The organism is Variovorax sp. HJSM1_2 (genome assembly GCF_049316285.1).
In the GTDB taxonomy this organism is placed as follows: Bacteria; Pseudomonadota; Gammaproteobacteria; order Burkholderiales; family Burkholderiaceae_C; genus Rhodoferax_B.
The window spans coordinates 146,217-170,815 of record NZ_JBMOXA010000010.1 but is presented as its reverse complement, the minus strand read 5'-3'; the positions used below and the strand labels follow the sequence as shown (position 1 = coordinate 170,815).

At 62.9% G+C, this 24,599-nt stretch carries 20 protein-coding genes and 1 tRNA gene; 12 read left to right on the top strand and 9 right to left on the bottom strand.

The window, feature by feature from the left end; translation table 11 throughout:
• Positions 1-12: 12 nt before the first annotated feature.
• From aceF to ACFQ95_RS13530, 5 genes are all read left to right on the top strand, one after another.
• On the top strand, positions 13-1,665 hold the full coding sequence (aceF, locus tag ACFQ95_RS13550; protein WP_422831737.1) for a dihydrolipoyllysine-residue acetyltransferase: 1,653 nt from the start codon (positions 13-15) through the stop codon (positions 1,663-1,665).
• 1 nt (position 1,666) lies between these two features.
• Entirely contained in the window at positions 1,667-2,251 is a 585-nt protein-coding gene (locus ACFQ95_RS13545) for an MFS transporter (RefSeq protein WP_422831736.1), read from the top strand.
• A 69-nt stretch (positions 2,252-2,320) separates the two neighbouring features.
• Positions 2,321-4,153: a dihydrolipoyl dehydrogenase gene (gene lpdA / locus ACFQ95_RS13540; RefSeq protein ID WP_422831734.1), complete on the top strand. Its 1,833-nt coding sequence runs from the start codon at positions 2,321-2,323 to the stop codon at positions 4,151-4,153.
• 138 nt (positions 4,154-4,291) lie between these two features.
• On the top strand, positions 4,292-5,350 hold the full coding sequence (gene rsmH / locus ACFQ95_RS13535) for a 16S rRNA (cytosine(1402)-N(4))-methyltransferase RsmH (protein WP_422831732.1): 1,059 nt from the start codon (positions 4,292-4,294) through the stop codon (positions 5,348-5,350).
• A gap of 147 nt (positions 5,351-5,497) precedes the next feature.
• A complete protein-coding gene (locus tag ACFQ95_RS13530; RefSeq protein WP_422831730.1) occupies positions 5,498-6,193 on the top strand; it encodes a class I SAM-dependent methyltransferase in 696 nt (231 codons plus the stop codon).
• 334 nt (positions 6,194-6,527) lie between these two features.
• Here ACFQ95_RS13530 and ACFQ95_RS13525 read toward each other — a convergent pair whose 3' ends face one another.
• Both ACFQ95_RS13525 and ACFQ95_RS13520 read right to left on the bottom strand, forming a co-directional pair.
• Positions 6,528-7,511 carry a Bug family tripartite tricarboxylate transporter substrate binding protein gene (locus ACFQ95_RS13525; RefSeq protein WP_422831728.1) on the bottom strand — a complete coding sequence of 328 codons (984 nt, stop codon included), beginning with the start codon at positions 7,509-7,511 and terminating at the stop codon, positions 6,528-6,530.
• A gap of 79 nt (positions 7,512-7,590) precedes the next feature.
• Positions 7,591-8,769 (bottom strand): mandelate racemase/muconate lactonizing enzyme family protein, encoded by a 1,179-nt coding sequence (locus ACFQ95_RS13520; RefSeq protein ID WP_422831726.1) that lies wholly within the window; start codon positions 8,767-8,769, stop codon positions 7,591-7,593.
• Positions 8,770-8,936: 167 nt separating this feature from the next.
• Between ACFQ95_RS13520 and ACFQ95_RS13515 the strand changes: the two genes are divergently transcribed.
• A complete protein-coding gene (locus tag ACFQ95_RS13515) occupies positions 8,937-10,706 on the top strand; it encodes an SMP-30/gluconolactonase/LRE family protein (RefSeq protein ID WP_422831724.1) in 1,770 nt (589 codons plus the stop codon).
• A gap of 236 nt (positions 10,707-10,942) precedes the next feature.
• The gene (locus ACFQ95_RS13510) at positions 10,943-11,890 is read left to right on the top strand and encodes a class I SAM-dependent methyltransferase (RefSeq protein ID WP_422831722.1); all 948 of its coding nucleotides are present in this window, start codon (positions 10,943-10,945) and stop codon (positions 11,888-11,890) included.
• On the opposite strand, the gene ACFQ95_RS13505 is transcribed toward ACFQ95_RS13510, so the two are convergent.
• Positions 11,891-12,376 (bottom strand): EVE domain-containing protein, encoded by a 486-nt coding sequence (locus ACFQ95_RS13505; RefSeq protein ID WP_422831720.1) that lies wholly within the window; start codon positions 12,374-12,376, stop codon positions 11,891-11,893. It abuts the gene before it with no gap.
• Positions 12,377-12,529: 153 nt separating this feature from the next.
• On the opposite strand from ACFQ95_RS13505, the gene ACFQ95_RS13500 reads away from it, so the two are divergent.
• The 5 genes from ACFQ95_RS13500 to ACFQ95_RS13480 all read left to right on the top strand — a co-directional run bounded on the left by ACFQ95_RS13500 (position 12,530) and on the right by ACFQ95_RS13480 (position 18,022).
• Complete coding sequence (locus ACFQ95_RS13500) at positions 12,530-13,084, top strand: DUF3455 domain-containing protein (protein ID WP_422831718.1); 555 nt, start codon at positions 12,530-12,532, stop codon at positions 13,082-13,084.
• Between the two features lie 101 nt (positions 13,085-13,185).
• Positions 13,186-13,773, top strand: coding sequence for a sigma-70 family RNA polymerase sigma factor (locus ACFQ95_RS13495; protein ID WP_422831716.1), 588 nt, complete (start codon positions 13,186-13,188; stop codon positions 13,771-13,773).
• Positions 13,770-14,504 (top strand): anti-sigma factor, encoded by a 735-nt coding sequence (locus ACFQ95_RS13490; protein WP_422831714.1) that lies wholly within the window; start codon positions 13,770-13,772, stop codon positions 14,502-14,504. The genes ACFQ95_RS13495 and ACFQ95_RS13490 overlap by 4 nt, the downstream gene beginning before the upstream one ends.
• Before the next feature lie 72 nt (positions 14,505-14,576).
• Positions 14,577-14,653: transfer RNA gene (locus ACFQ95_RS13485), tRNA-Arg, on the top strand.
• A 123-nt stretch (positions 14,654-14,776) separates the two neighbouring features.
• A complete protein-coding gene (locus tag ACFQ95_RS13480; RefSeq protein ID WP_422831713.1) occupies positions 14,777-18,022 on the top strand; it encodes a bifunctional diguanylate cyclase/phosphodiesterase in 3,246 nt (1,081 codons plus the stop codon).
• A gap of 15 nt (positions 18,023-18,037) precedes the next feature.
• Here the strand turns inward: ACFQ95_RS13480 and ACFQ95_RS13475 are convergent, their stop codons facing one another.
• The 6 genes from ACFQ95_RS13475 to ACFQ95_RS13450 all read right to left on the bottom strand — a co-directional run bounded on the left by ACFQ95_RS13475 (position 18,038) and on the right by ACFQ95_RS13450 (position 24,457).
• The gene (locus ACFQ95_RS13475; protein ID WP_422831711.1) at positions 18,038-18,739 is read right to left on the bottom strand and encodes a glutathione S-transferase family protein; all 702 of its coding nucleotides are present in this window, start codon (positions 18,737-18,739) and stop codon (positions 18,038-18,040) included.
• A gap of 150 nt (positions 18,740-18,889) precedes the next feature.
• Positions 18,890-20,131 carry an acyl-CoA dehydrogenase family protein gene (locus ACFQ95_RS13470; RefSeq protein WP_422831709.1) on the bottom strand — a complete coding sequence of 414 codons (1,242 nt, stop codon included), beginning with the start codon at positions 20,129-20,131 and terminating at the stop codon, positions 18,890-18,892.
• 32 nt (positions 20,132-20,163) lie between these two features.
• Complete coding sequence (locus ACFQ95_RS13465) at positions 20,164-21,249, bottom strand: phosphotransferase family protein (protein ID WP_422831707.1); 1,086 nt, start codon at positions 21,247-21,249, stop codon at positions 20,164-20,166.
• Between the two features lie 52 nt (positions 21,250-21,301).
• On the bottom strand, positions 21,302-22,021 hold the full coding sequence (locus ACFQ95_RS13460) for a Crp/Fnr family transcriptional regulator (protein ID WP_422831705.1): 720 nt from the start codon (positions 22,019-22,021) through the stop codon (positions 21,302-21,304).
• 110 nt (positions 22,022-22,131) lie between these two features.
• A complete protein-coding gene (locus ACFQ95_RS13455) occupies positions 22,132-22,911 on the bottom strand; it encodes an oxepin-CoA hydrolase, alternative type (RefSeq protein WP_422831703.1) in 780 nt (259 codons plus the stop codon).
• Positions 22,912-22,936: 25 nt separating this feature from the next.
• Positions 22,937-24,457, bottom strand: coding sequence for a 3-hydroxyacyl-CoA dehydrogenase (locus tag ACFQ95_RS13450; protein ID WP_422831701.1), 1,521 nt, complete (start codon positions 24,455-24,457; stop codon positions 22,937-22,939).
• Positions 24,458-24,599 lie beyond the last annotated feature (142 nt).

Genomic DNA, 24,599 nt, shown 5'->3' with positions numbered 1-24,599 from the left:
TGGAGACAACACATGGCATTGATTGAGATTCAGGTTCCCGATATTGGGGACTTCGACGAAGTGACGGTGATCGAGTTGCTGGTCAAACCCGGCGACACCGTCAAGGCTGAGCAATCGCTCATCACCGTGGAGAGCGACAAGGCCTCCATGGAAATTCCAAGCAGCCACGCGGGTGTGGTCAAGGAGCTCAAGGTCAAGCTGGGCGACAAGGTCAAGCAAGGCTCCATCGTGATTTCGCTCGAAGGCGAGGGCGCTGCTGCCCCAGCCGCTGCGGCTCCTGCCCCGGCACCTGCGGCGCCTGCTCCCGCACCCGTGGCGGCCGCTCCCGCCGCTGCTGCACCTGTGGCCGCCGGCCCGGTCGAAGTGCGTGTGCCCGACATTGGCGACTTCAAGGACGTGACCGTGATTGAAGTCATGGTCAAGCCCGGTGACGCCATCAAGATCGAGCAATCGCTGATCACCGTGGAAAGCGACAAGGCCTCGATGGAGATTCCATCGTCGGCCGCTGGCACGCTCAAAGAATTGAAGGTCAAGCTCGGCGACACCGTGAACATCGGTGACCTGCTGGCGATTCTGGACGGTGTGGCTTCTGCCGCCCCAGCTCCTGCTGCTGCGCCCGCTGCGGCCGCGCCTGCAGCAACGGCGGCACCTGCCGCCGCCGCTGTAGCGGCTCCTGCCGCAACGGCTGCGGTGGCCGTGCCCGCACACAATCCCACCGTGGCCCCCACGGGCGCGTTGCCCCATGCATCACCATCGGTGCGCAAGTTCGCCCGCGAACTCGGTGTACCACTCGAGGAAGTCAAGGGTTCTGGCCCCAAGGGCCGCATCCTTGAGGGCGACGTGCAGTCGTTCACCAAGTCGGTCATGGCCGGCGCCGTGCAGACCAAGGCGCAAGCGGCCAAGGCACCTGCTGGTGGTGGCGATGGTGCGGCACTGGGCCTGATCCCATGGCCCAAGGTCGACTTCACCAAGTTCGGCACGGTGGAACGCAAGGACTTGTCGCGCATCAAGAAGATCAGCGGCGCCAACCTGCACCGCAACTGGGTGATGATCCCGCACGTCACCAACAACGACGATGCCGACATCACCGAACTCGAAGCCTTCCGCGTCTCGACCAACAAAGAGAACGAGAAGTCTGGCGTCAAGGTCACGATGCTGGCGTTTGTCATCAAGGCCGTGGTCTCGGCACTGAAGAAGTTCCCCGAGTTCAACACCAGCCTCGACGGCGACCAACTGGTCTACAAGCAGTACTACCACATCGGTTTTGCGGCTGACACGCCCAATGGCCTGGTGGTGCCCGTGCTGCGCGACGCCGACAAGAAGGGCGTGCTGCAGATCAGCCAAGAGATGGGTGAGCTGGCCAAGAAGGCACGCGACGGCAAGCTGGGTGCGGCCGACATGACCGGCGGCTGCTTCTCCATCAGCTCGCTGGGTGGCATTGGCGGCACCCACTTCACGCCCATCATCAACGCGCCTGAAGTCGCCATCCTGGGCTTGTCCAAGAGCGCCATGAAACCGGTGTGGGACGGCAAGCAGTTTGTGCCGCGCCTGACGCTGCCACTGTCGCTGTCTTACGACCACCGCGTGATCGACGGCGCCTCTGCTGCGCGTTTCAACGCGTATCTGGGCCAAGTGCTCGCCGATTTCCGTCGAGTTCTGCTCTGACATGACGACCGTTGTTGTTGTTAAAAAAGGCGGTCAGGTGGCGATAGCCGCCGACACGCTGGTGACCTTTGGCGAAACCCGCCTGGGCCACCGTTTTGAAGACAACAGCAAGATCTTCAAGGTCGACACGCCCACCGGCATCAGCTATGTGGGCATGGCCGGCACGGTGGCGCACTTTCCGGTGCTGCGCAAGGCCATGGTGGCCTTGCCCAAGGACCAGTTGCGCATGGGCAGCAAAGACGAGGTGTTTGATACCTTCGTCAAGCTGCACCCGCTGCTCAAGGAGTCGTTTTTCTTGCAGACCAAGGAAGACGACAACGACCCTTACGAATCGAGCCAGTTCAGCGTGGTGGTGGCCAATGCCACCGGCATTTACGGCTTGTACAGCTACCGCGAAGTGTTCGAGTTCAAGGAGTTCTGGGGCATTGGTTCGGGCCGCAGTTTTGCGCTCGGTGCGATGCACGCGGGCTGGGCTTCGGCCAAAACCGCGCGCGAGCTGGCCGTGCAGGGTGTGCAGGCAGCGTGTGAGTTCGACAAGAACTCGGCCGGCCCGGTGGATGTGTTCACGTTGAAGCTCAAGGCATAGGCACAGCAAACAGACAAATAGGCCCGCGCCACCACATGGGGTGCAGGCAAAACTTGTGGAGATAAAGAAATGGCAGTCGTAGAAATCAAGGTTCCAGACATTGGCGATTTCGCCGAAGTCACGGTGATCGAATTGCTGGTCAAGGTCGGCGACACCATCAAGCCCGAGCAGTCGCTCATCACCGTCGAAAGCGACAAGGCCTCGATGGAAATCCCGGCCTCGCAAGGCGGCGTGGTCAAAGAGCTCAAGGTCGCGCTTGGCGACAAGGTCAAGGAAGGCTCGTTGGTGTTGTTGGTCGAAGGTGAGGCCGCTGCTGCTTCTGCTGCGCCCGCAGCTGCTCCTGCCGCCGCTCCGGCTGCTGCAGCGCCTGCTGCCGCTGCAGTTGCCGCGCCTCCTGCCGCCAGCTTTGCCGGCACGGCCGACCAGGAGTTCGACGTGTTGGTGCTTGGCGGTGGCCCCGGTGGCTACTCCGCCGCCTTCCGCGCGGCCGACCTCGGCTTGAAGGTGGTGATCGTGGAACGCTACGCCACGCTTGGCGGCGTGTGTTTGAACGTTGGTTGCATCCCCTCCAAGGCGCTGCTGCACGTGGCCGCCGTGATGGACGAAGTGAGCCACATGGCCGCGCTGGGCGTGGACTTTGGTGCGCCCACGGTGGACATCGGCAAGCTGCGCACTCACAAGGAAAAAGTCATTGGCAAGCTGACCGGCGGCCTGGCGGCCATGGCCAAGATGCGCAAGGTCACCATCCTGCGCGGCACGGGCCAGTTTGTCGGAGCCAACCACCTGCAAGTGGAAGAAACCACCGGCGCCAAAGGCCAGGAAAAGTCGGGCAAAACCCAGACCATCGCGTTCAAGCGCGCCATCATCGCCGCAGGTTCACAAGCCGTGCGCCTGCCTTTCATGCCACAAGACCCACGCGTGGTCGACAGCACCGGCGCGCTGGAACTCACGCAAGTGCCCAAGCGCATGCTGATCCTGGGCGGCGGCATCATCGGCCTGGAAATGGGCACGGTTTACAGCACGCTGGGCGCACGCCTGGACGTGGTGGAAATGATGGACGGCCTGATGCAGGGCGCAGACCGCGACCTGGTCAAGATCTGGCAAAAAATGAATGCGCCACGTTTTGACAACATCATGCTCAAGACCAAGACCGTGGGCGCCGAAGCCACGCCCGAAGGCATCAAGGTGACGTTTGCGCCCGCAGAAGACGGTGTGACCGTGCCCGAGCCACAAACCTACGACCTGGTGCTGCAAGCCGTGGGCCGCACACCGAACGGCAAGAAGCTCGCCGCCGAAAAGGCTGGCGTGGCCGTGACCGACCGTGGTTTCATCCCCGTGGACATCCAGATGCGCACCAACGTGCCACACATCTTCGCCATCGGCGACATCGTGGGCCAGCCCATGTTGGCGCACAAGGCGGTGCACGAAGGCCATGTGGCCGCAGAAGTGATTGCCGGTGAACTGCAGGGCAACAAGGAACTGGCCGCGGCTGCGTTCAACGCCCGTGTCATTCCTAGCGTGGCCTACACCGATCCCGAAGTCGCCTGGGTTGGGCTGACCGAAGACCAGGCCAAGGCACAAGGCATCAAGGTCAAGAAAGGCCTGTTCCCTTGGAACGCCTCGGGCCGCGCCATCGCCAATGGCCGCGACGAAGGTGTCACCAAGCTGCTGTTTGACGACTCCCCTGAAGCGCATGGCCACGGCAAGATCCTGGGCGGCGGCATGGTCGGCACCCACGCCGGCGACATGATTGGCGAAATCGCCCTGGCGATCGAAATGGGCGCGGACGCGGTCGACATCGGCAAGACCATACACCCCCACCCCACGCTGGGCGAGTCCATCGGCATGGCGGCAGAAATCGCGCACGGCAGCTGCACCGACGTGCCGCCGCAGCGCAAGTGATGGGTTGACGCCTGGTTGCTACTGATTCAGTAGCTAGCCGCGCAGATGTATCAAGCTCTGCGCGGCTTTTCTTTTTGAATTTGAAGAATGGCCTGATCACCGGCTGCTATTGGCCCCAGCGCGGCCACATAATGGCCGATGACAGAGCCCACACCTCCCCACAAGCGCCGCGTACGTTACGCTGGCACCCATCCGCGCCAGTTTGAAGAAAAGTACAAGGAGCTAGACCCCACGCGCCATGCGGCCGAGGTCGAAAAAGTCATGCAGCGCGGGCAAACACCTGCGGGCATGCACCGCTCGATTTGCGTCGATGAAATCCTGGCCATTCTGAAACCGCTGCCGGGTGAAACCGGCCTGGACCTGACCCTTGGCTTTGGCGGCCACACACTGGCCATGCTGCCGCTGGTGCAGCCCGGTGGGCGCATGTTTGGCATGGATGTGGACCCGATCGAGTTGCCGCGCACCACCGCGCGGCTGCGTGCCTTGGGTTATGGCGAAGAAGCGCTCAGCGTGCACCGTGCGAACTTCAGCGAACTGGTGAGCTTGCTGCCGCAGGCCGGCGGGGGCTTCGACTTTGCGTTGGCCGACCTGGGGGTGTCGTCCATGCAAATCGACAACCCGGCACGCGGCTTCAGCTTCCGCGCCGATGGCCCGCTGGACTTGCGTCTGAACCCGACCAGCGGCCAGTCGGCCAGCGAGCTGCTACTGTGTGTGACGCGCCACCGGCTGCGCGACCTGCTGACCGACAACTCCGACGAACCCTTTGCCATCCCCTTGGCCGCCGCGCTGCAAGGCCAGTATCTGCAGACCACCGTGCAGTTGGCCGACCTGGTGCGCGCCACCATGGAGCTGGTCTACAAACGCAGCATGCCTGCGGAGGAGCGTTTGGCCGAGACCAAGAAGGTGCTGCAGCGCACGTTCCAGGCGCTGCGCATCGAGGTGAACGACGAGTTTGGTGTGCTGGACGCGATGCTGCTGAACCTGCCCGCCTGCCTGAAGCCAGGGGGACGCGTGGCGATTCTGAGCTTTCATTCCGGGGAAGACCGGCGCGTGAAGAAATGCTTTCAAACCGGCGAGCGCAACGGCACCTTCAGCAGCGTGGCCGCCGATCCGATTCGCGCCTCATATGACGAGCAGCGCAGCAATCCACGCTCCACCTCTGCCAAGCTGCGCTGGGCGGTGCGCGCGCTGCACTGATGATCCATTGCCCCGAGCTTTGCGCGGCCTTTTATGGGCGTGGCGCTTGCTCACAGCCCAAGCTGCTGCATACTGCCCACTCCCATCCGCGCCTGCGCTCTTGATGCCGTCCTGGCATCCCCAGCAAATTCGCTCACGAAAGTCGATATGCCGGGCTATGCGCTCAAGCAAGAACTCATTCCCGTAGGTGGCGTTGCCGCGCTGCAGATCCGCAGCCTGCTGGACCGTCAGCAGTTCAGCGACCCGCTGGGCCACGCCTTGGCGGTGGGCATTTCTTCGGGTAACTGGCCGTTGTTTGGCATGGTCTGGCCCTCGGGCATACATCTGGCGGCAGCAGTGGCACAGCGGCCGCTCAAAGCGGGCGAAAACATTCTGGAGATTGGCTGCGGCCTGGCACTGGCCAGCCTGGTTTGCCACCGGCGCGGCGCCCTGGTCACGGCCAGCGACTGCCATCCGCTGGCCGGCAGCTTTCTTCTGGAGAACCTGCGTCTCAATGGTTTGGCGCCCATGCGTTATTGCCACGGCGACTGGTCACATGTGCCCACGCAGCAGCCGGGGCAAGACCTTGCGCCCACCGTGCAAGGGCGTTTTGACCTGATCATGGGCAGCGACGTGCTGTATGAACGCGACGAGGGTGGTGCCCTGTCTCTCTTCATCGAGCGCCACGCCATGCCGGTGAGCGAGGTTTTGATTGTTGATCCCGAGCGCGGCAACCGTGCGGCCTTCACACGGCGGCTGCAACAGCTGGGCTACGTGCTGGAAGAGACCACTCTTTTGCGCGAGGAGGCGGTAGGCGACGAACCGCTTTACCGTGGGCGGCTGCTGCGTTACCAACGGCACTGAGAACCTCACGCCTCCGCGTGCGAGCCTGGCCAGGTCATGGAGTGCTTTCAAACCACCAACGCCGGCGGCATGGCGCTTCGAAACGTCTATGGCTCGGCGGCATGCTGGTCGCCACGGTGATCGATACCCCAATGCAGCGAGTGACGGTCAGATCATTGGCTACAGTGCGGCTCCGGTATCCGGTGCAGGCCTGCAGAAAATGACGGTGGCGTAGGGGTTTGACAACGCACGCTTCTTTGCGTTTTACGTGGACCTGCTGACCCGGTCCCAGCCATGCACGATGGCCGTGCCGCAACGCTTATCTGCTATCGGTGCTGTAGCCAGCGGTGCTGCATCACTCCGGCGTGATGTGTAAATCCTTCACCATCTTGGTGTACCGGGCTTCTTCCTTCTTCATCAATTCGCCTAGTTGCTCGGGTGTTGATGCCACCACCTCGGCGCCCAATGCACCCAGCCGCTCCTTGACTTCTGGCGAGTGCAGAATGACCGAGGTTTCGCGCTGCAGTTGGTCAATCACCACCTTTGGTGTACCGGCCGGTGCAAGTAGCGCCCCCCAGGATGTCGCACCAAATCCGGCCATGCCCGCCTCAGCCACGGTGGGCACGTCCGGCAGCAGCGACGAGCGTGTCGGGCCGGCCACGGCCAACAGCACCAGCTTGCCGCTCTTGATGTGAGGCCCGACGGACGCCAAGGCGTCGAACATGAGTTGCGTGCGGCCAGCCAGCAGGTCGGTGTGTGCTGCGGTGCTGCCTTTGTAGGGCACGTGAAGCAGATCGATGCCGGCGGCCTGCTTGAACATTTCGGCGAAGAACTGCGGGTTGCTGCCTGCACCCGAGGAGGCATAGCTCAACTGCCCAGGCTTGGCCTTGGCCATGGCGATAAAGTCGGCCACCGACTTGGCCCCCAGCGTGGCCGGTACCACCATGACCAATTGCACGTTGGCGGTCTGCGTGATGGGGGCGAAATCCTTGATCGGATCGAATGGGATCGAGCTAAACAGCGCTTTGTTGACCACATGCGAACTGGCGACGAAGGCCAGGGTGTATCCGTCGGGGGCGGCTTTGGCCACGGCGTCGGTACCGATGATGCCGCTTGCACCAGGGCGGTTGTCCACCGTCACGGGCTGGCCGAACTTGACCGAGAGCCGGTCTGCGATCAGCCGGGCCGTGATGTCGGAGGCTCCGCCTACGGTGTAGGGCACGATGATCTTGATTGGTTTTTGCGGCCAAGCCTGGGCCATGGCTGTGCCGGTGATGGTGGCGCTCAGCGACAGCGCCAACGTGGCACCAAGCATGAGTTTCTTGAGAGTGGGCAGCATGGTTGTCTCCATCTTGCGGGGTGTAAGAGGCGTTATGTTGTAGGGAGGGGGTGGAAAGATCGCAAACTTCGGCATTGGGTCAGTAGGCCGGCTTGGTGGAAAACCAGCCCGGACGGCTGGAGTCGAGGTAGGCGCCACGGATGCTGTTGGTGGCGTAGCGCTCTATCTGGGTGAAATCGGGCTCCACGCCGAGACCGGGTTCTGTAGGCACGGCAAAGCAGCCGCCTTCAATGCGCGGCGGGTGGGTCACCACGTCATCCGCGAGGTAGGAGCGTTCCGAATCGATGGAGATCGACATGTTGGGGATGCTCGCGGCCAGATGTACGTAGGCAGATTGCGAAAAGCCCAGTTCGCCACCGCTGTGCAGCCCGACCGGAATGCCTACCGCTTCGGCGATGGCTGCGGCCTTGATGACTTGCCACAGGCCGCCGATTTCATGCGGATCGAGCAGAATCACGTCGGCCGCCGAGGCGCGCACGATGTTGCCCACATCAGCGAGGGTGTAAGCCGATTCATCCAGCGCGACCGGCACCGGCTGCATGCGGCGCAGCTCGGCATGGCCTAACAGATCGTCCAGCTCAAGCGGCTGCTCGATGTACTGCAGGTCGTAGCCGCGCAGGCGCTCCAGTAGCCGCTTGGCCGTGCCGGGTGTCCAGGCGCCGTTGACGTCGGCGCGCAGCGGCAACTCGCCGGTGACCCGTTTCACGGCTTCCACATTCGAAATGTCCGAGGCCGCATCCATACCGATCTTGACCTTGAAGCTGCGGTAGCCGGCATCGGCGAAGCGTTGCGCCGAGGTCTGCAGCGCGGCCGCGTCGGTGCCGAACAGGTAGGCCGCGACCTCGACCTTGTCACGGTAAACACCGCCCCACAAAGCAGAGAGCGGCTGCGCGACGGTACGCGCTTGTGCATCCCACATCGCCATTTCCACCGCCGCCATGGCCATGACCGCAGCACGTTTGTGATGGTAGAAGCCTGCGCCCAGCACATGGCGGGTGAAGCGCTCTACGTCGGCCGCACGGTGCTGCAACGCCACGGGAAAGATGGTGTTAACCAGTACGGGTTCTATGAATTCGAGCAGGCAGATGGTTTCGCCGTAGCCCTTGGTGCCGTTGGCCAGGGTCAGCTCGACAAGCAAGCGGGTCGCCGCCGGGCGCCGGCCGGAACCCCAATGCAAGGCCTCGCTGAACGGCATGCTGACTTTCCAGTGCCGGCAGGCGACGATTTGTAATGGATCAATGTTGGGTATTTGTTTCATTGAATGGAACTTTATCGGTTTGGCAGATTGTTCTGGCGTTTATTGGTTTCAACTATTGGGGATTTCCCTTTGGGTGTGTGGGAGAACCTTTGGTCTCCATCCGTAGAATCGACGCCATTGCGGGCTGGCATGGATGCAGCACGCCGTCTTCGCCAACGACTGGAAACATGCCGGTACCACCGCCTTTGCCCCCCACGCCGCAGCCCGGCCCGCCAACCCCCGACACCACGCAAGCAGGGCCAGGCTTGCCGACGTCTCCCGCTGGTCCCGGCGGTATCGGCGTGCTGGAAAAAGCCATGGGCCTGCTCAACCTGGTCTCGCTGGCATCGGCTCCGATGACCTTCACCGAGTTGCTGCAGGTGGCAAGCCTGCCTAAGGCCACGCTGCATCGCATCCTGGCGACCTTGATGCGCGAGAACCTGCTGCGCTACGACGCGTACACCAAGACCTACCGGCTTGGGTTTCGTTTGCTGGAACTGGCGCATGAGGTGTGGAGCGATTTCGATCTGCGGCTGGCCGCCAAGGATGAAATGGTCGGCCTGCGCAATGCGGTGAAGGAGAACGTGCACCTCGTCGTGCCCGACGGCGGCAGCATCGTGCTGGTGGCCTCCGAAGACGCCAACCGCGACATGGGCCGCACCTCGCGGGTCGGCTTGCGATTGCCGCTGCACGCAACCGCCGCTGGCAAGGCAATCCTGGCTTATCTGGAGCCGGTGCGCCAGCGCGAGTTGCTGGCCTCGCTGCCGCTTGAGGCCTTTACCCCGGAAACCTTGACCACGCAGGAGTTGTTGCGCGGCGAACTCGACCTGGTACGCGCGCGCGGCTACGCGATTGAGATGCGCGAGTTCGAAGCGGAGGGCGCAGCCCTCGCGGCCCCGATTTTCGACATTGAAGGCCGCCCCATAGGCGCGGTGAGCATTTCCGCCCGGCCCGAACGCCTGACGGGCGCGCGGGCACACCATTTGTCCACCTTGGTGATTGGCGCAGCACGCACCATTTCACACAATGCGGGCGGCCAGTTCATGTCATTGCAGCCGGTCGATGTGCCACAAAGCGCGGACGCCTTTGTGGCCGAATGCTTGGTGGACGCGCGCGCGCTGCTGGGCGAGTGCCCGACCTGGTCGCCGCGCGACGGGGCGCTGTATTGGGTGGACATCCTCACGCCGGCCATCCACCGCTACGACACACTCAGCGGCACGGATACCGAAGTCAAGCTGGGCACCATGGTCAGCCTGGCTATTCCCAAGGCAACGGGCGGCTTGCTGGTGGCTACGCCTGGCGGCTTGATGACTTACAGCCCCGAGACCAAGGTGCTTGCGCCGTTATGCCACCCCGAGGCCGACCGACCCGGCAACCGCTACAACGACGGCAAGTGTGACCGCATGGGGCGGCTCTGGGTCGGCTCGCTCGATATGGGCACTGCGGCCAACCGCGGCAACCTGTTCCGCGTCGACCCGGACGGCCAATGGAAGAAGATGGACAGCGGGTTCACTATTGCCAACGGCCTGGGATGGAGTCCCGACAACACCAAGATGTATTTCACCGACACCTTCCGGCGCACGGTGTATGTGTACGACTTTGATCTGCGCGCAGGCACCATCGCCAACCGCCGCGCGCTGATCACCTTCGCCGCTGACGACGGTGTGCCCGACGGACTGACCGTTGACGAAGAAGGTTGCCTGTGGATTGCCGTGTGGGACGCGTGGCGCATTGTGCGATATGCGCCCGATGGTCGCGAGATGCAACGTATCCGCATGCCGGTGCCACGGCCCACGAGTTGTTGCTTCGGTGGCGCGAACCTGGACACGCTCTACATCACCAGTGCCTCGGTGCGACTCAACGAAGCGGCACTGAAGGCGGCGCCGTTGTCGGGGGCGCTGTTTTCACTGCGCCTGCCGGGCGTGCGCGGCCTGCCCGATACGGCTTTTGCTGGTTGACCGGCGAACTGATCGCCCGGGTGGCCGGTAGAAGCGGAGTGCAATCTGTGTGATCGCCGTCTCGGGCGGAAGACGCAGATTACTTTTGTTCTGCAGGCAGCCAGTGCTTGTATTGCCTGCGCTACAGTCCAAAGCATTCTCAGTTCTAGGCGCCTGTTGGTTGTGCTGGCCGGTTCCTGGACTGCAACCGCCAAGCGCGGCGCCCCGTCTTTCTTATTTTTCCAGTCATCAAACCCATGCAAGCCTTGCTCAACGCCATCGCCCAGATGGCCCTCTCCACCGATGCCCAGCGTATCTTCCATGGCCGAGGTGGCTTGTATCCGGGCTGCGAACACCTGGCCTTGGACTACTTTGCGCCGGTGTGGCTGTTGACGAGTTTTCAGCCGCTGGCGGAAGAAGATCTCGCCACCATTGGCGCGGCCTTGGCCGGGCGCTGGCAACAGCTCGCACCGGACCAGCCGCTGAACTGGGTGTACCAATGCCGGCAAGCCGGGGGCAGCGACACCCGGCTGCTGGCCGGCAGTGTGCCCGACCCGCATGTGGTGACCGAGCAGGGCGCGCGCTTCAAGGTGCAGTTGCTCAAGGGGCAAAACCACGGCCTGTTTCTCGACATGGCCGAGGGGCGCCGCTGGGTGCGCGAACACGTGGCTGGCCATGCCGACGCCACGGGGCGCTTGCGCTTCAAGGTGCTGAACCTGTTTGCCTACACCTGTGCCTTTTCGGTGGTGGCGCTGCAGGCCGGTGCGCACCATGTGGTCAATGTCGACATGGGGCAGGGTGCCATCGCCACCGGGCAGCAGAACCACAGGCTCAACGGCTTGGCCAACGAAGGCACGGCGGGCGCGAGTTTTCTGCCGCACGACATCTTCAAGACCTGGGGCAAGATCACACGCGGTGGCCCTTACGACCTGGTGATTGTGGACCCGCCGAGTTTTCAGAAGGGCAGCTTTGTCGCCACCAAAGACTATGCCCGGCTGATGCGCCGCCTGCCCGAGCTGCTGCAGAGCGGCGGCCATGCCATGTTGTGCCTGAACGCGCCGGAACTTGGCGTGGCCTTTCTGCAGGAGCAGATGCAAGAACTGGTGCCTGCGTTGACGTTTGTGCAGCGCGTGGCCAACCCGGCGGTGTTTGCCGACGTGTCGGAAGACAAGTCGCTCAAGGTGCTGGTTTACCAGGCGCCTTAATCAGCCGCCCAGCAACTCTTCGGTGATCACGCGCCATTCCTCCGGCTCCACCGGGGTGATGGACAGGCGGCTGCCCTTTTGCAGCACCCGCATGTCGGCCAGAGCCGGCTGCTCGCGCAATGTTGCCAAACTCAGCAGCCGCGTCTTGCGCAGGGCCTGAACGTCCAGCAGCAACCAGCGTGGTTTGTCTGTCGGCGACTTGGCATCGAAGTAGGGCGAGGCCGGGTCAAACTGCGTAGGGTCGACTCGCGTCCCAGACGCCACACGCGCCAGGCCCACAATGCCCGGCTCGGCGCAACTCGAGTGGTAGAACAACACGCCGTCGCCCACCTGCATGCCGTCCCGCATGAAGTTGCGCGCCTGGTAGTTGCGCACACCCGTCCACGGCACCGTGGCGTTGGGCGCGGCCAGGGCGTCGTCTATGGAGCAGTCTTCGGGTTCTGACTTCATCAGCCAGAAGTGGGCGGGGCGGTTGGTGTTGGGCATGCGCTTATTTTGGCAAAAACGCTTTAGCGGTGAGCCGCGAAATGCGGCCTCAAAATATTTTTTGCCCCACTGCATCCAAAAACGTCCCTCGCGTGTAGTACCTGTAGCAGCCAACCAGGCTGCGGTTTTTCCAACTGCTAACAGGAGCACACCATGTCGATTCGAAACCTCACGCTGGTCGCCGCCGCCATCTCCGCCACCGCTTTGCTGACCGCTTGCGGCAGCATGTCGATGCAACCCATGTTCAGCCAGGACAGCCTGCCCGATGCCGTGAAAGTACCCGCTGGCAACAAGGTGGTCATGGAAACCGTGGGTGTGGGCCAGATCACTTATGAATGCCGCGACAAGGCCGGCACGCCCGGCGCCATGGAGTGGTTTTTTGTCGGGCCCGATGCCGCGCTGAACAACCGCGCGGGCAAACAGGTCGGCAAATATTACGGCCCGCCAGCCACTTGGGAGTCTATGGACGGCTCCAAGATTACCGCCACACAATTGGCCGTGGCCCCAGCCGGTGCAGGCAATATCCCCTACCAACTGGTGAAGGCCAACCCCGCCATGGGCATGGGGGCGATGAGTGGCGTGACACACATCCAGCGCGTGGCCACCAAGGGCGGCGTAGCGCCCGCCGCCGCCTGCACCGCAGCCAACAAGGGTGCGCGCGAAGTGGTGAAGTACCAGGCCGACTACATTTTCTGGAAGGCGGCATAAGCTAGGGGCATTCGAGGATAGACGTGGGCGCTTCGCCTAAACTGCGGCGAACGAGGCGAGGGTGGTGGCACCAGCCGCCCACCGGACACACCTCAAGCCACGTGCCCAACGCCGCAGATTCCCCCAACACTTTCGACTACGAGCGCGCCTTGCAGGCTTGCGCCGGGGGAGACCGCATGGCGCTGCAACACATCTACCAGACCGAGAGCCGTTACCTGCTGGGCGTGGCGCTGCGCATCGTGCGGCAGCGCCAGTTGGCCGAAGACGTGGTGCACGACGCGTTCCTGAACATCTGGAACCAGGCCAGCCGGTTTGATGCACAACTCGGCTCGGGCCGTGGCTGGATCTACAGCGTGGTACGCAACCTGGCGCTGAACGCCGTGCGCAACGGGGCGCGCCAGGTGACGGTAGACGAAGAAACCACGGCCGCCGTCGAAAGCCGCCAGGCCCTGGATGCCCATGCGGACGTGGAAGATGCCTTTGCCTTGCGCGCCAACCTGGGCCAGTTGAACGACTGCCTGGCGCAGCTGGAGCCGGCGCGGCGCAACTGCATTCTGTTTGCCTATGTCGATGGCTGTTCGCACGGCGAAATTGCGCAGCGCACCAAGACACCGCTGGGCACCGTGAAGGCCTGGATCAAACGCGGCATGAACAGCCTGCGCACTTGTATGGGGGGTGTTGCGGTATGACGACCCCTGAAGAGATTCAAGACCTGGCCAGCGAGTACGTGCTGGGCACCTTGTCGGCTGCGCAACGCAGCGAGGTGGCGCAACGTCTATCTACCGATGCCGCTTTGCGCGCTGCCATCACCGCATGGCAAGAACGGCTATTGCCATTGGCTGCGTTGGCCGAGCCGGTGGAACCTTCGCCCGGATTGTGGCGGCGCATTGAATTGAGCCTTGACCCCGTGCAGGCCGTGGCGCAACGGCCCAAGCCCGTTGGCTGGTGGCAAAGCCTGAACCTCTGGCGCGGCCTGGCGGCCACCGGTTTTGCGGCAGCGGCCATCATGGCCTCTGTGCTGCTGCAGCGCGAAATGGCGGGGCCGGCCGCACCGGGTTACCTTGTGGTGCTGGTGGCGCCGCAGAGCCAGGCCCCCGGTTGGGTGGTGCAGGCGGTGCAGGGTGGAACAGCGGGCGGCGGCGCTAGGCAGCAAATCAAGCTGGTGCCGCTGGGCGAGCCCGGCCGTGCGGCGGTGCCAGCCGAAAAGTCGCTGCAGTTCTGGACCAAGGCCGACGGCTGGAGCGGCCCGGTTTCGCTGGGGCTGGTGCAGCCCGGGCAAACGCTGCAGATCCCGCTCGACAAGTTGCCGCCGCTGCAGCCCAACCAGTTGTTCGAGTTGACACTGGAGCCCGCCAACGGCTCGCCGACGGGGCGGCCCACCGGCCCCATCCAATTTATTGGCCGAGCCGTGCAGTTGTGACGGGGCCGGTCGATAAGACGCTAAAATTGCCGACCAGCTGAAACGTGCGCTGGCCGCACGTTTGCAGCAAAACTGTCCGTAGCTCAGTTGGATAGAGCATCAGCCTTCTAAGCTGAGGGTCACAGGTTCGATCCCTGTCGGGCAGGCCATCTTCTTCTGATCTCCTTTTTGTCTTTGGGCCTGGGGCCGCATCAACGCTTCGCCTTGGGATTCGAGACGCTTGCGGGTAGGATGCTGTTCTAGATTAGATCTGCCCCTGCCCGCCGCCGAAGATGAAGCCCCATTTGCTGCGCAGCTTACTGTTCACGCGAGGTCGTGCAGTGGTGTCATGGTCGTGGCTGATGCTGGTTCTGGTGTTGATTGGCGGCGCCGCGCTGACCTGGCACGAGTGGACGCGCAGCCTGCAGTTGGAGCGGGTGCGGCGTGTGCAGCAGTTCGACCAGCAGGTTGAGCAACTGGTGGGCACGATGCGCGCGCGTTTGGCCGCCAACGAGCAGTTGCTACGCGCTGGTGCCGGTCTTTTCTCCGCCTCCGACGACGTCAGCCGTGCCGAATGGCATGTGTTCGGCCAGCAGATGAGCCTGGATGCCCAATACCCGGGACTGCAGGTTCTGGGGGTGGCACAAGTGGTCCGCGGGGGTGAATCAGCGGCGTTGGAGAGACGGGTGCGCGGCGAGTCTGCGGCATTCCGGTCTTTTAGCATCCGGCCGATTGGCGAACGTGCCGTGTATGCGCCGGTTTTTTATGCCGAGCCGACGCAGAGAGGCGCCCGGCCAGCATTGCCCGCCGCCACACCCACCGATCCACTGCTGATACATCCGCTGCTGGGCCTGGATCTCTTGGCCCAGCCTGCGGTGGTGGAGGCCGTGCAACAGGCGCGTGATAGCGCAGACGTTGCGCTTTCTGACAAAACCGTGTTGCCGGTTGAGTTCGGTGCGGATGTGGCGCAGACCATGCTCATCATGCCGGTCTACCGCAAGGGGGTTGCGCTGGAGTCGGTGCTGGACCGGCGTGGCGCCATCCAGTGGTATCTGTTCGCGTTGATCCGCGTTGATGACTTCATGTCCGCCGTGTTGCGCACCGAAGGGGACCGTTTGGCCGTGCAGCTCTACGCGGGCCAGCGCAATGCGGCGGACGCTGAAATCTTCAGCCTGCGCACCAACCAGATCGCGCCGGAGAAGGGGCTGGAGCCATTGCAGCGCCTGGTGCCCATGGAGTATGGCCAGCGCACTTGGACGCTGCAGTTCACGTCTCTGCCCGAGCAGAGTGGCGAGCCGTGGCGCCATTCCACTTCGGTGCTGATCATCGGCAGCATTCTGACTCTGCTGCTCAGCAGTTTGCTGGGGCTGTTGATTCTGTTGCGCACGCGGGCCGAAACCCGCGCCGACACCCTGGGCCAGGCCTACAGGCGCAGCGAGGCCTGGGCGCAAGCCATCGTGGCGCATTCGGCCGAGGGCATTGTCACGGCCGACGCCATGGGGCGGGTGCTGGGGGCGAATGCCGCCGCCGAGGCGGTGCTGGGGTATCCGGCGCGCGGGATGGAGGGTTTGCCTTTGAGTGCGCTGCTACCGCTGCCACTGCAGCAAATGCTCGACGACCCGATGGAAGCCCCGTGGCGCATGGAGTCTGCGGTACGCACCGTCGACGCACGCGACATCGAGGTGCGCACGGCGGCCAGTGTCATGCGGCTGGAGGGCCAGCGTGGCTTCGTCGTCATGCTCAGCGATGTGACCGAGCAAAAACGCGCCGACCAATACACGCGGGAGATGGCGCAATTAAACGCGGCCATACTGCAAAGTGCACCCTTCATGGTCATCGTGACGGACACGCATGGCCGCATTCGCGCGGCCAACGCGGCCACCGAACGCATGCTTTGGTACGGACGCGACGAACTGGTGGGGCGACCAGCGGCCGAGACCCTCATGACTGCGGAGGAACTGAAGGCCCATGCCGAGCAAGCATCGATGGAACTGGGGCTGGCGGTGCCCACCGGTGCGGTGGGGGCCCGCGTCTTACGGGGTCTCACCGAAGAGCGTGAGTGGCTCTTCAGGCGTAAAGACGGTTCACATCTGGCGGTCAACATGGCCTTGGCGGTGATGCGCGGCGTAGATGGCAAAGCCACCGGCTTTGTGGGCATTGCCTATGACATCAGCGAACGCAAACGTTCGGAGAGCCGCATCCGTCACCTGGCCCACCACGACACCTTGACCGACCTGCCGAACCGCGCCTTGTTGCATGACCGCGTGGCCGTGGCCATTGAACACGCCAAACGCAACAACCGCACCATGGCTGTGATGTTGCTGGATCTGGACCACTTCAAGCAGATCAACGATTCCCTGGGCCATAGCGTGGGTGATGTGGTGCTCAAGGAAGTGGCCGCGCGTTTGCGTGCTACGGTGCGCCAGTCGGATACCGTGGCGCGCATGGGGGGCGACGAATTCTGTGTGGTGCTCAGCGATGTCGACGGGCGCAATGAATCCACCATGGTGGCGCAAAAAATTGTCGAGGCCGTGCAACCGGCGATTCACGCCGGCGAGCGTGAGTTGAATGTGACGGTCAGCGTGGGCATTGCCCTCTATCCCGGGGACGGTGCCGATCTGGCCGCACTGCTGCAAAACGCCGACATCGCGATGTATGAGGCCAAAAAACACGGACGCGATGCCTACCGTGTTTTTGTCGCGCAAATGCAGTCCGAGTCGCTGCATCGCCGAGGCCTGGAAGAGCATTTGCGGGCTGCCCTCGGTAAACATCAATTGGTGCTGCATTACCAACCGCGGCTCGATTTGCTGAGCGGTGATGTTTGCGGCATAGAGGCTTTGTTGCGCTGGAACCTGCCAGGGCTGGACATGTTGTACCCCGAGCAGTTTCTCGCCTTGGCCGAAGAAACCGGCTGCATTGTGGCCATGGGCGAGTGGGTGCTGGCGCAGGCTTGTGCGGCGGCGGTGCAGTTGCAGCAGCACTTCGGCGTGGCCTTGCCCATCGCCGTGAATTTGTCGCCACGCCAGTTCCGTCACAACAATCTGTTGCCTATCGTGGACGCCGCCTTGGCCAGTTCTGGATTGCAGCCCGAGTTGCTTGAGTTGGATGTGACTGAGGAAGTGCTGTTCGACGAAACCCCCTTTGTCGGGGAGTTGCAGCGCGAACTTCAGTCCCGCGGTGTACGCCTGACGATAGATGACTTCGGCACCGGCCACGCGAGCCTGATCCATCTGCACCGCTTCAAGGTTGGCATGCTCAAGGTTGACCGCAGTCTGGTGTCCGACCTGGCATCCAATGCCGCCAGTGAATCGTTTATGCGTGCGGTGATGGCGGTCGCGCGAAGCGTCGGCCTCGGCGTGACGGCCGAGGGCATTGAATCGGCCGAACAACTGGCGGCGTTACGCCGACTGGGTTGCCCGTTTGGTCAAGGGCAATACTTCTGCCGGCCCCTGCATCTGGACGAATTGATGGTCTGGCTGTTGGCCCATGCCCATGGCAAAAACCAGCCGGTGGACACTGTGCCAGACCACATGACATGAGTCGCCCGGAGAGGCTTAGCTGGCCTTGTGCCGCTGATGCTGGGTGGCGCCGAACAAAATGTCGCGCGACTTGTCGTCGGTGATCGGTTTGCGCTGATCGGCCAGCACCTTGACGCCACGCTGCACCGCCGGGCGTGCGGCGATGCGGTCAAACCAGTCTTTGAGGTGCGGGAAATCGGCCCAGTCTATGCCCTGGTTCTGCCAACTGCGCAGCCACGGGAAGATGGCGATGTCGGCAATGGTGTAGCTGTTGCCTGAAATGAATTTGCGGTTGGCCAACTGGGTGTCCATCACGCCGTACAAACGCTTGGCTTCGTTGGTGTAGCGGTCGATGGCATAGGGCAGTTTTTCGGGGGCGTACATACGAAAGTGGTGCGCCTGGCCGAGCATGGGCCCCACGCCGCCCATCTGGAACATCAGCCATTGCAATACGTCAAATTTGGCGCGGTCGCTCTTGGGCAAAAACTTGCCGGTCTTGCTCGCCAGGTAGAGCAGGATGGCGCCGGATTCAAACAGCGCTATGGGTTTGCCGTCCGGGCCATTGGGGTCGACCATGGCCGGGATTTTGTTGTTCGGGCTGATCTTCAAAAACGCCGGGTCAAACTGGTCCCCCTTGCCGATGTTCACCGCCTTCACGGTGTAGGGGAGCTTGCACTCCTCCAGCATGATGTGCACTTTGTGGCCATTGGGTGTGGGCCAGGAGAAAACTTCAATCATGAGCAGCGTCCTACAAGTCGGTGGTTGGCAATGGGCCGGCCCATGGTGAAGGGCCGTCGCCGACTGTAGGCCAAATGTTTGGACTCTGCAGGCGGCGGTATTTGCGCTACCCGCACGCCCGCAGAGGCCGCGCTCAAGAGCCGCGTGAGATCAGGTCCTGACCGCGTATTTGCCGAGTTCCATCTTGGCAATGGCGTTGCGGTGCACTTCGTCCGGGCCGTCGGCAAAACGCAGTGTGCGCGCGTGGGCATAGGCGTTGGCCAGTGGAAAGTCGTCGCTCATGCCGCCGCCGCCGTGTACTTGCATGGCCCAGTCGATCACCTGGCAGGCCATGCTGGGGGCCACCACCTTGATCATGGCGATGTCGTTCTTGGCCACCTTGTTGCCGGCCACGTCCATCAGCCAGGCCGTCTTCAGCGTGAGCAGGCGTGCCATGTCGATCTTGCAGCGCGCTTCGGCAATGCGTTCTTGTGTGACGGTCTGGGCCGCGACCGGTTTGCCAAAGGCCACGCGGCTGGAGGCCCGTTTGCACATCAGCTCGAGCGCACGTTCGGCCAACCCTATGAGGCGCATGCAATGGTGGATGCGGCCCGGGCCCAGCCGGCCCTGGGCGATCTCGAAGCCACGACCTTCACCCAGCAGCATATTGCTGGCGGGCACGCGCACATTCTCAAATGTCATCTCCATGTGGCCGTGCGGCGCATCGTCATAGCCCATCACCGAGAGTGGACGGATGACTTTGACGCCGGGGGTATCGGCAGGCACCAGTATCATGCTTTGCTGCGAGTGGCGTGGCGCCTCGGGGTCGCTTTTGCCCATGGTGATGTAGATGGCGCAGCGCGGGTCGCCCGCGCCCGAGATCCACCATTTGCGGCCGTTGATCACGTAGTCGTCGCCCTGGCGCTCGATGCGTGTGGCGATGTTGGTGGCGTCGCTTGAGGCCACGTCGGGTTCGGTCATCGCAAAGGCCGAGCGGATTTGGCCTTCTAGCAGTGGCTTCAGCCAGCGCGCCTTGTTTTCTTCTGAGCCGTAGCGCGCAATGGTTTCCATGTTGCCGGTGTCGGGTGCCGAGCAATTAAACACCTCGCTGGCCCAGACCACGCGACCCATGATTTCGGCCAAGGGGGCATATTCCTGGTTGGTGAGGCCGGCGCCTTCGTAGCCCGATGCGGCAGCGCTGTCTACCGGCAGGAACAGATTCCACAAACCAGCGGAGCGTGCCTTGGTCTTCAGCGCTTCTATGGTTTGCAGCGGCGTCCAACGTTTGCCTGCTGCGGTGTTGGCGGCCAACTCCTGGGCATAGCTGGCCTCGGCGGGGTAGATGTGCTCGTCCATGAAGCGCTGCAGCTTGCCCTGCAGTTCTTTGGTCTTGGGTGAGTAGTCGAAATCCATGCGGGTCTCCTTGGGGCTCGGGGTGTTGTTGTTCAGGTTTTCTGGGCGAACTGCCAGGCCATTTCGGCCAGCGGGCGCGCGCCAGCGGCCGAGGCCTTGGCCTGTTCGCTCGAGGCCGTGCCGGCTTCCACACGCTTGGCAATGCCTTGCAGAATGGCGGCCAGGCGGAACAGGTTGTAGGCCAGGTAGAAATTCCAGTCGGCCTTCAGCGATTCGAAACTGGCCAGGCCGGTGCGTTCGCAGTAAAGCCGTATGTAGGCCTCTTCGCTGGGGATGCCCAAGGCGGCGAGGTCCAGCCCGCCAATGCCGCGAAACGCACCCGGCGGAATGTGCCAGGCCATGCAGTGGTAGCTGAAGTCGGCCAGCGGGTGGCCCAGGGTCGACAGTTCCCAGTCGAGCACGGCCAATACCCGGGGCTCGGTAGGGTGGAACATCAGGTTGTCGAGCCGGTAGTCGCCGTGCACGATGCTGGTTTTGCTCTCGTCACGTGCGCCTGCGGGAATGTGTGCGGGCAGCCAGGCGATCAACTGATCCATCGCTGGAATCGGCTGCGTCTGCGAAGCCAGGTATTGCTTGCTCCAGCGGCCAATCTGCCGCTCGAAATAGTTGCCGGGTTTGCCGTAGCCGGCCAGGCCCTGCTGGGCGAACGGCACCTGGTGCAGCGCCGCCATCACGCGGTTCATCTCGTTGTAGATGGCGCCACGCTCGGTGTTGTTCATGTCGGGCAGCGACTGGTCCCACAACACACGGCCCTGCATGAATTCCATGATGTAGAAGGCCCGGCCCAGCACAGACTCGTCTTCGCACAAACAAAGCATCTGCGGCACGGGCACCTCGGTGCCATGCAAGCCGCGCATCACCGCGTATTCACGTTCGATGGCGTGGGCCGAGGGCAGCAGTTTTGCCACCGGCCCGGGCTTGGCGCGCATCACATAGGTGCGGCTGGGGGTGATGAGTTTGTAGGTGGGGTTGGATTGGCCGCCTTTGAACAGCTCTATGCTGAGTGGCCCTGCGAAGCCGTCCAGGTGTTGCCTCAGCCACGCACTGAGCGCTTCGGCATCCAGGGCCTGTGCGCCCGTGGCGCTGCGGGTTCCGACAAATTGGGAGAGATCGGTCATGGTGCAGGCTTCATGGTCACGGGGAAATGAACGCCTGCACCTTTCTCGGCTGTCAGGCGTCGGCGTTGACGACGCGCAGCAGTGCAGTGCGGTCTCGAATGGTCAGCCCGGCGGGTTCGACGCGGATCGCGCCCTCGCGCTCCATTTGCTTCAGTTCCTGGTTCACGCGCTGGCGCGAAGCACCGAGCAACTGTGCCAGTTCTTCCTGTGCCAATTGCAGGCTGATGCGGATCTCGTCCGGATCGGCCAGGCTTTGCACGCCGTAGCTGCGGCCCAGGTGAATCAGTTGTTTGGCCAGCCGCGCGCGTAGCGGCAGGGTGTTGAGGTCTTCGACCAAACCAAACAGCAGACGGATGCGGCGGGACTGCAGTGCCAACAGCGCTTCGTACAGCTCGGTGTGGCTGTCCAGAATCTTGCGGAAATCCGCGCGCGCGACACAGACAATCGTGGTCTCGCCGTGGGCATAGGCGTCGTGTGTGCGCCGGTCGCCGTCGAAGATGGCCACATCGCCAAACCAGATGCCGGGCTCCACATAGGTGAGCGTGATCTGCTTGCCGGAGACCGAGGTGGAACCCACTCGAACGGCACCTTTGGCGCAGGCCACCCATTCTTCCGGAGGGTCGCCGCGCGCGGCAATCAGTTCTCCATCTTTGAAGCGTTTGACGTAGGTACATCGAAGAATATCGTGCCGCAACGAGGGCGATAACGACGCGAACCAGCGACCAGAATTGATCGCTGCGCGTTCTTCCATGTTAAGAATGGGCTCGTCCATGACGTGTCTTTTGGGTGACTTCTTCGGGTGTATCCCTAGGCGGTGACGCCCAGGGACGGTGATTCAAAATGAGCGCGTTTCTTCAAAACGTCGCCACGTTCTGGGTCTGGTTAAACAAATTTTGGCGTCTTCTTTTCCAGAAAAGCGTTGATGCCAAGTCCGGCATTTTCGTGGAAAAGGTTCTTCAGGAAATGGCCATGTTCTGCAGCGAGTTGCCGGTGCAGGGAGTTTTGCATTGCTTCCCCCAGCAGCTCCTTGATGCTGGTGAGTGCATTTGGCGCCATGGCGTTGAGGCGCTCAGCCAGTGCCAGGGCCTCTTCCAGGGCTTGCCCCGGTTCCGCCAGACGGTTGACCAGGCCCAGCGCGTGCAGCCTATCGGCGGGGAGGCGATCGCCCAGCATCAACATCTCGGTGGCCAATGGGCGTGGCAGGTTTTGCGCCAGACTCCAACTGGCGCCGCCGTCCGGCGACAGGCCGATGTTGCTGTAGGCCATGCTGAAAACGGCGTTACGCGCCGCCACCACCATGTCGCAGGCCAGGGCCAGCGAGAAACCGGCACCGGCTGCAGCGCCTTCCACTACGGCGATCACTGGCTTGGGGAAGGTGCGAATGTCGTCTATCCAGCTGTGCAGCGCTTCTACGTTGGCCGACTGCACAGCGGCCGGTTCCTGGCGGTTGGCTCGCAGACGATGCAGGTCGCCGCCAGCACTGAAAAGCCTGCCTTCTCCCACAATCACCACGCTGCGAATCTCGGGGTTGCCTTCGGCTACACCCAGGGCCTCTACACCGGCGGCGTAAATCGCCGGGCCGAGTGCATTGTGTTGCTCGGGGTTGCTGAGTGTGAGCACCATGGTCATGCCATGGCTGGTGCTTTTGAGTTCTGCGGGCATGGACGTGAAGGCTCAGGTAGTTTGTTTACTCTTCGACGTGCAACAGGCTGAGGCCGATGGCGCCGCGGCGGCGCAGCCAGGGGCTGGGACGGTAACGCGGGTCGCCGTAAACCGTTTGCATGTTGAACAGGATTTCCAGCACGTTGGTGGGGCCGTAGAGGTTGCCCATGGCCAGCGGGCCTTGCGGGTAACCCAGGCCCAGCGTCACGGCGGTTTCCAGGTCGGCCGGCGTGCAGACGCCTTGCTGGCACATGTCGGAGGCAATGTTGACGATGGTGGCCACCACACGCTGGCTGATGAAGCCTCCGCTGTCGCGCACCACACTGACCGGCGAACCGTCGCGCGCAAACAGGGCATGGGCGGCATCACGCATATCGGTACGGGTGGCAGGGTTGGTGGCCAACACGCGGCGTTTTTGCGTCTTGGCCTCGACCAGCATGTCGATACCGATGGTGCGCGCCGGGTCCAGGCGCTCGACCACCGCCACCGTGGTGACGTCAAAGCCAAGCGGCGCCACCAGCGTCAAGGCCAAAGAGGAGGGCGCCGCGCCGGTTTCAATGGTGGCCCCCAAATCCTTCAGCAGTTGCAGCAGCTCCAGCCGGCGCGTGGCGCGCGGCGACACCCACACTGGAGGGATGCTGGCGACGACCGGGGGCGGCGCTTCGGCGGGAACTTGGGCCACACCATCGACGTAGCGGTAGAAGCCTTCACCGGTCTTCTTGCCCAGCAAGCCACCCGCCAGGCGTTGTGCGGTGATGACACTAGGGCGGTAACGTGGCTCTTCGAAGTACTGGCGGTAAACGGATTCCATCACCGGATGGGAAACGTCCAACGCTGTCAGGTCCATCAGTTCAAAGGGACCGAGCTTGAAGCCCAACTGGTCTTTGAGAATGCGGTCGATGGTGGCGAAGTCGGCCACATTTTCACTGGCGATGCGCAGCGCTTCAGTGCCAAACCCACGCCCGGCATGGTTCACGATGAAGCCCGGCGTGTCCTGTGCGGCGACCGGGGTGTGGCCCATTTGTTTGGCATAGGCCGCCAGGTCGGCGCATACGGCGGCGCTGGTCTTCAGGCCCGCAACCACCTCCACCACCTTCATCAGCGGCACCGGGTTGAAGAAGTGGAAGCCTGCGCACTGCTCGGGGCGCTGCAGGCCAGCGGCAATCGCCGTGACCGACAGGGACGATGTATTGGTGGCCAGCACCGCGTGCGCTTGCACCACGGCCTCGAGTTCGGCAAAGATGGCGCGCTTGATGTCTAGGCGTTCTACAGCGGCTTCGACCACCAGATCACAGTCGCGGAGATCGGTCAACACACTGGCAATCTGCACCCGTTGTTGGGCTGCGGTCACTTGCTCTGCGGTCATGCGGCCTTTTCCGGCCAGCTTGTCCCACTGATCGAACAACGCGGCCTGGGCTTTGCGCGCTGCATCGGCCTGGGTATCAAACAGTTTGACGGTACTGCCCGCTTGTGCTGCAATTTGGGCGATACCTCGGCCCATGGCGCCTGTGCCCACAATGCCGATACATGGATACAAAATATTCATACTCAGAATTATCACCTGCTAGTGCTGGCGCGATGGTGTGCCAGAATCAGGACAAAATGTAACCACAACCTTGCAGTGAAATTACGAACCACTCTCCTAGGCTCGACTCTTTTGGTGGCTGCCGTCGGCAGTTCAGCGTTGT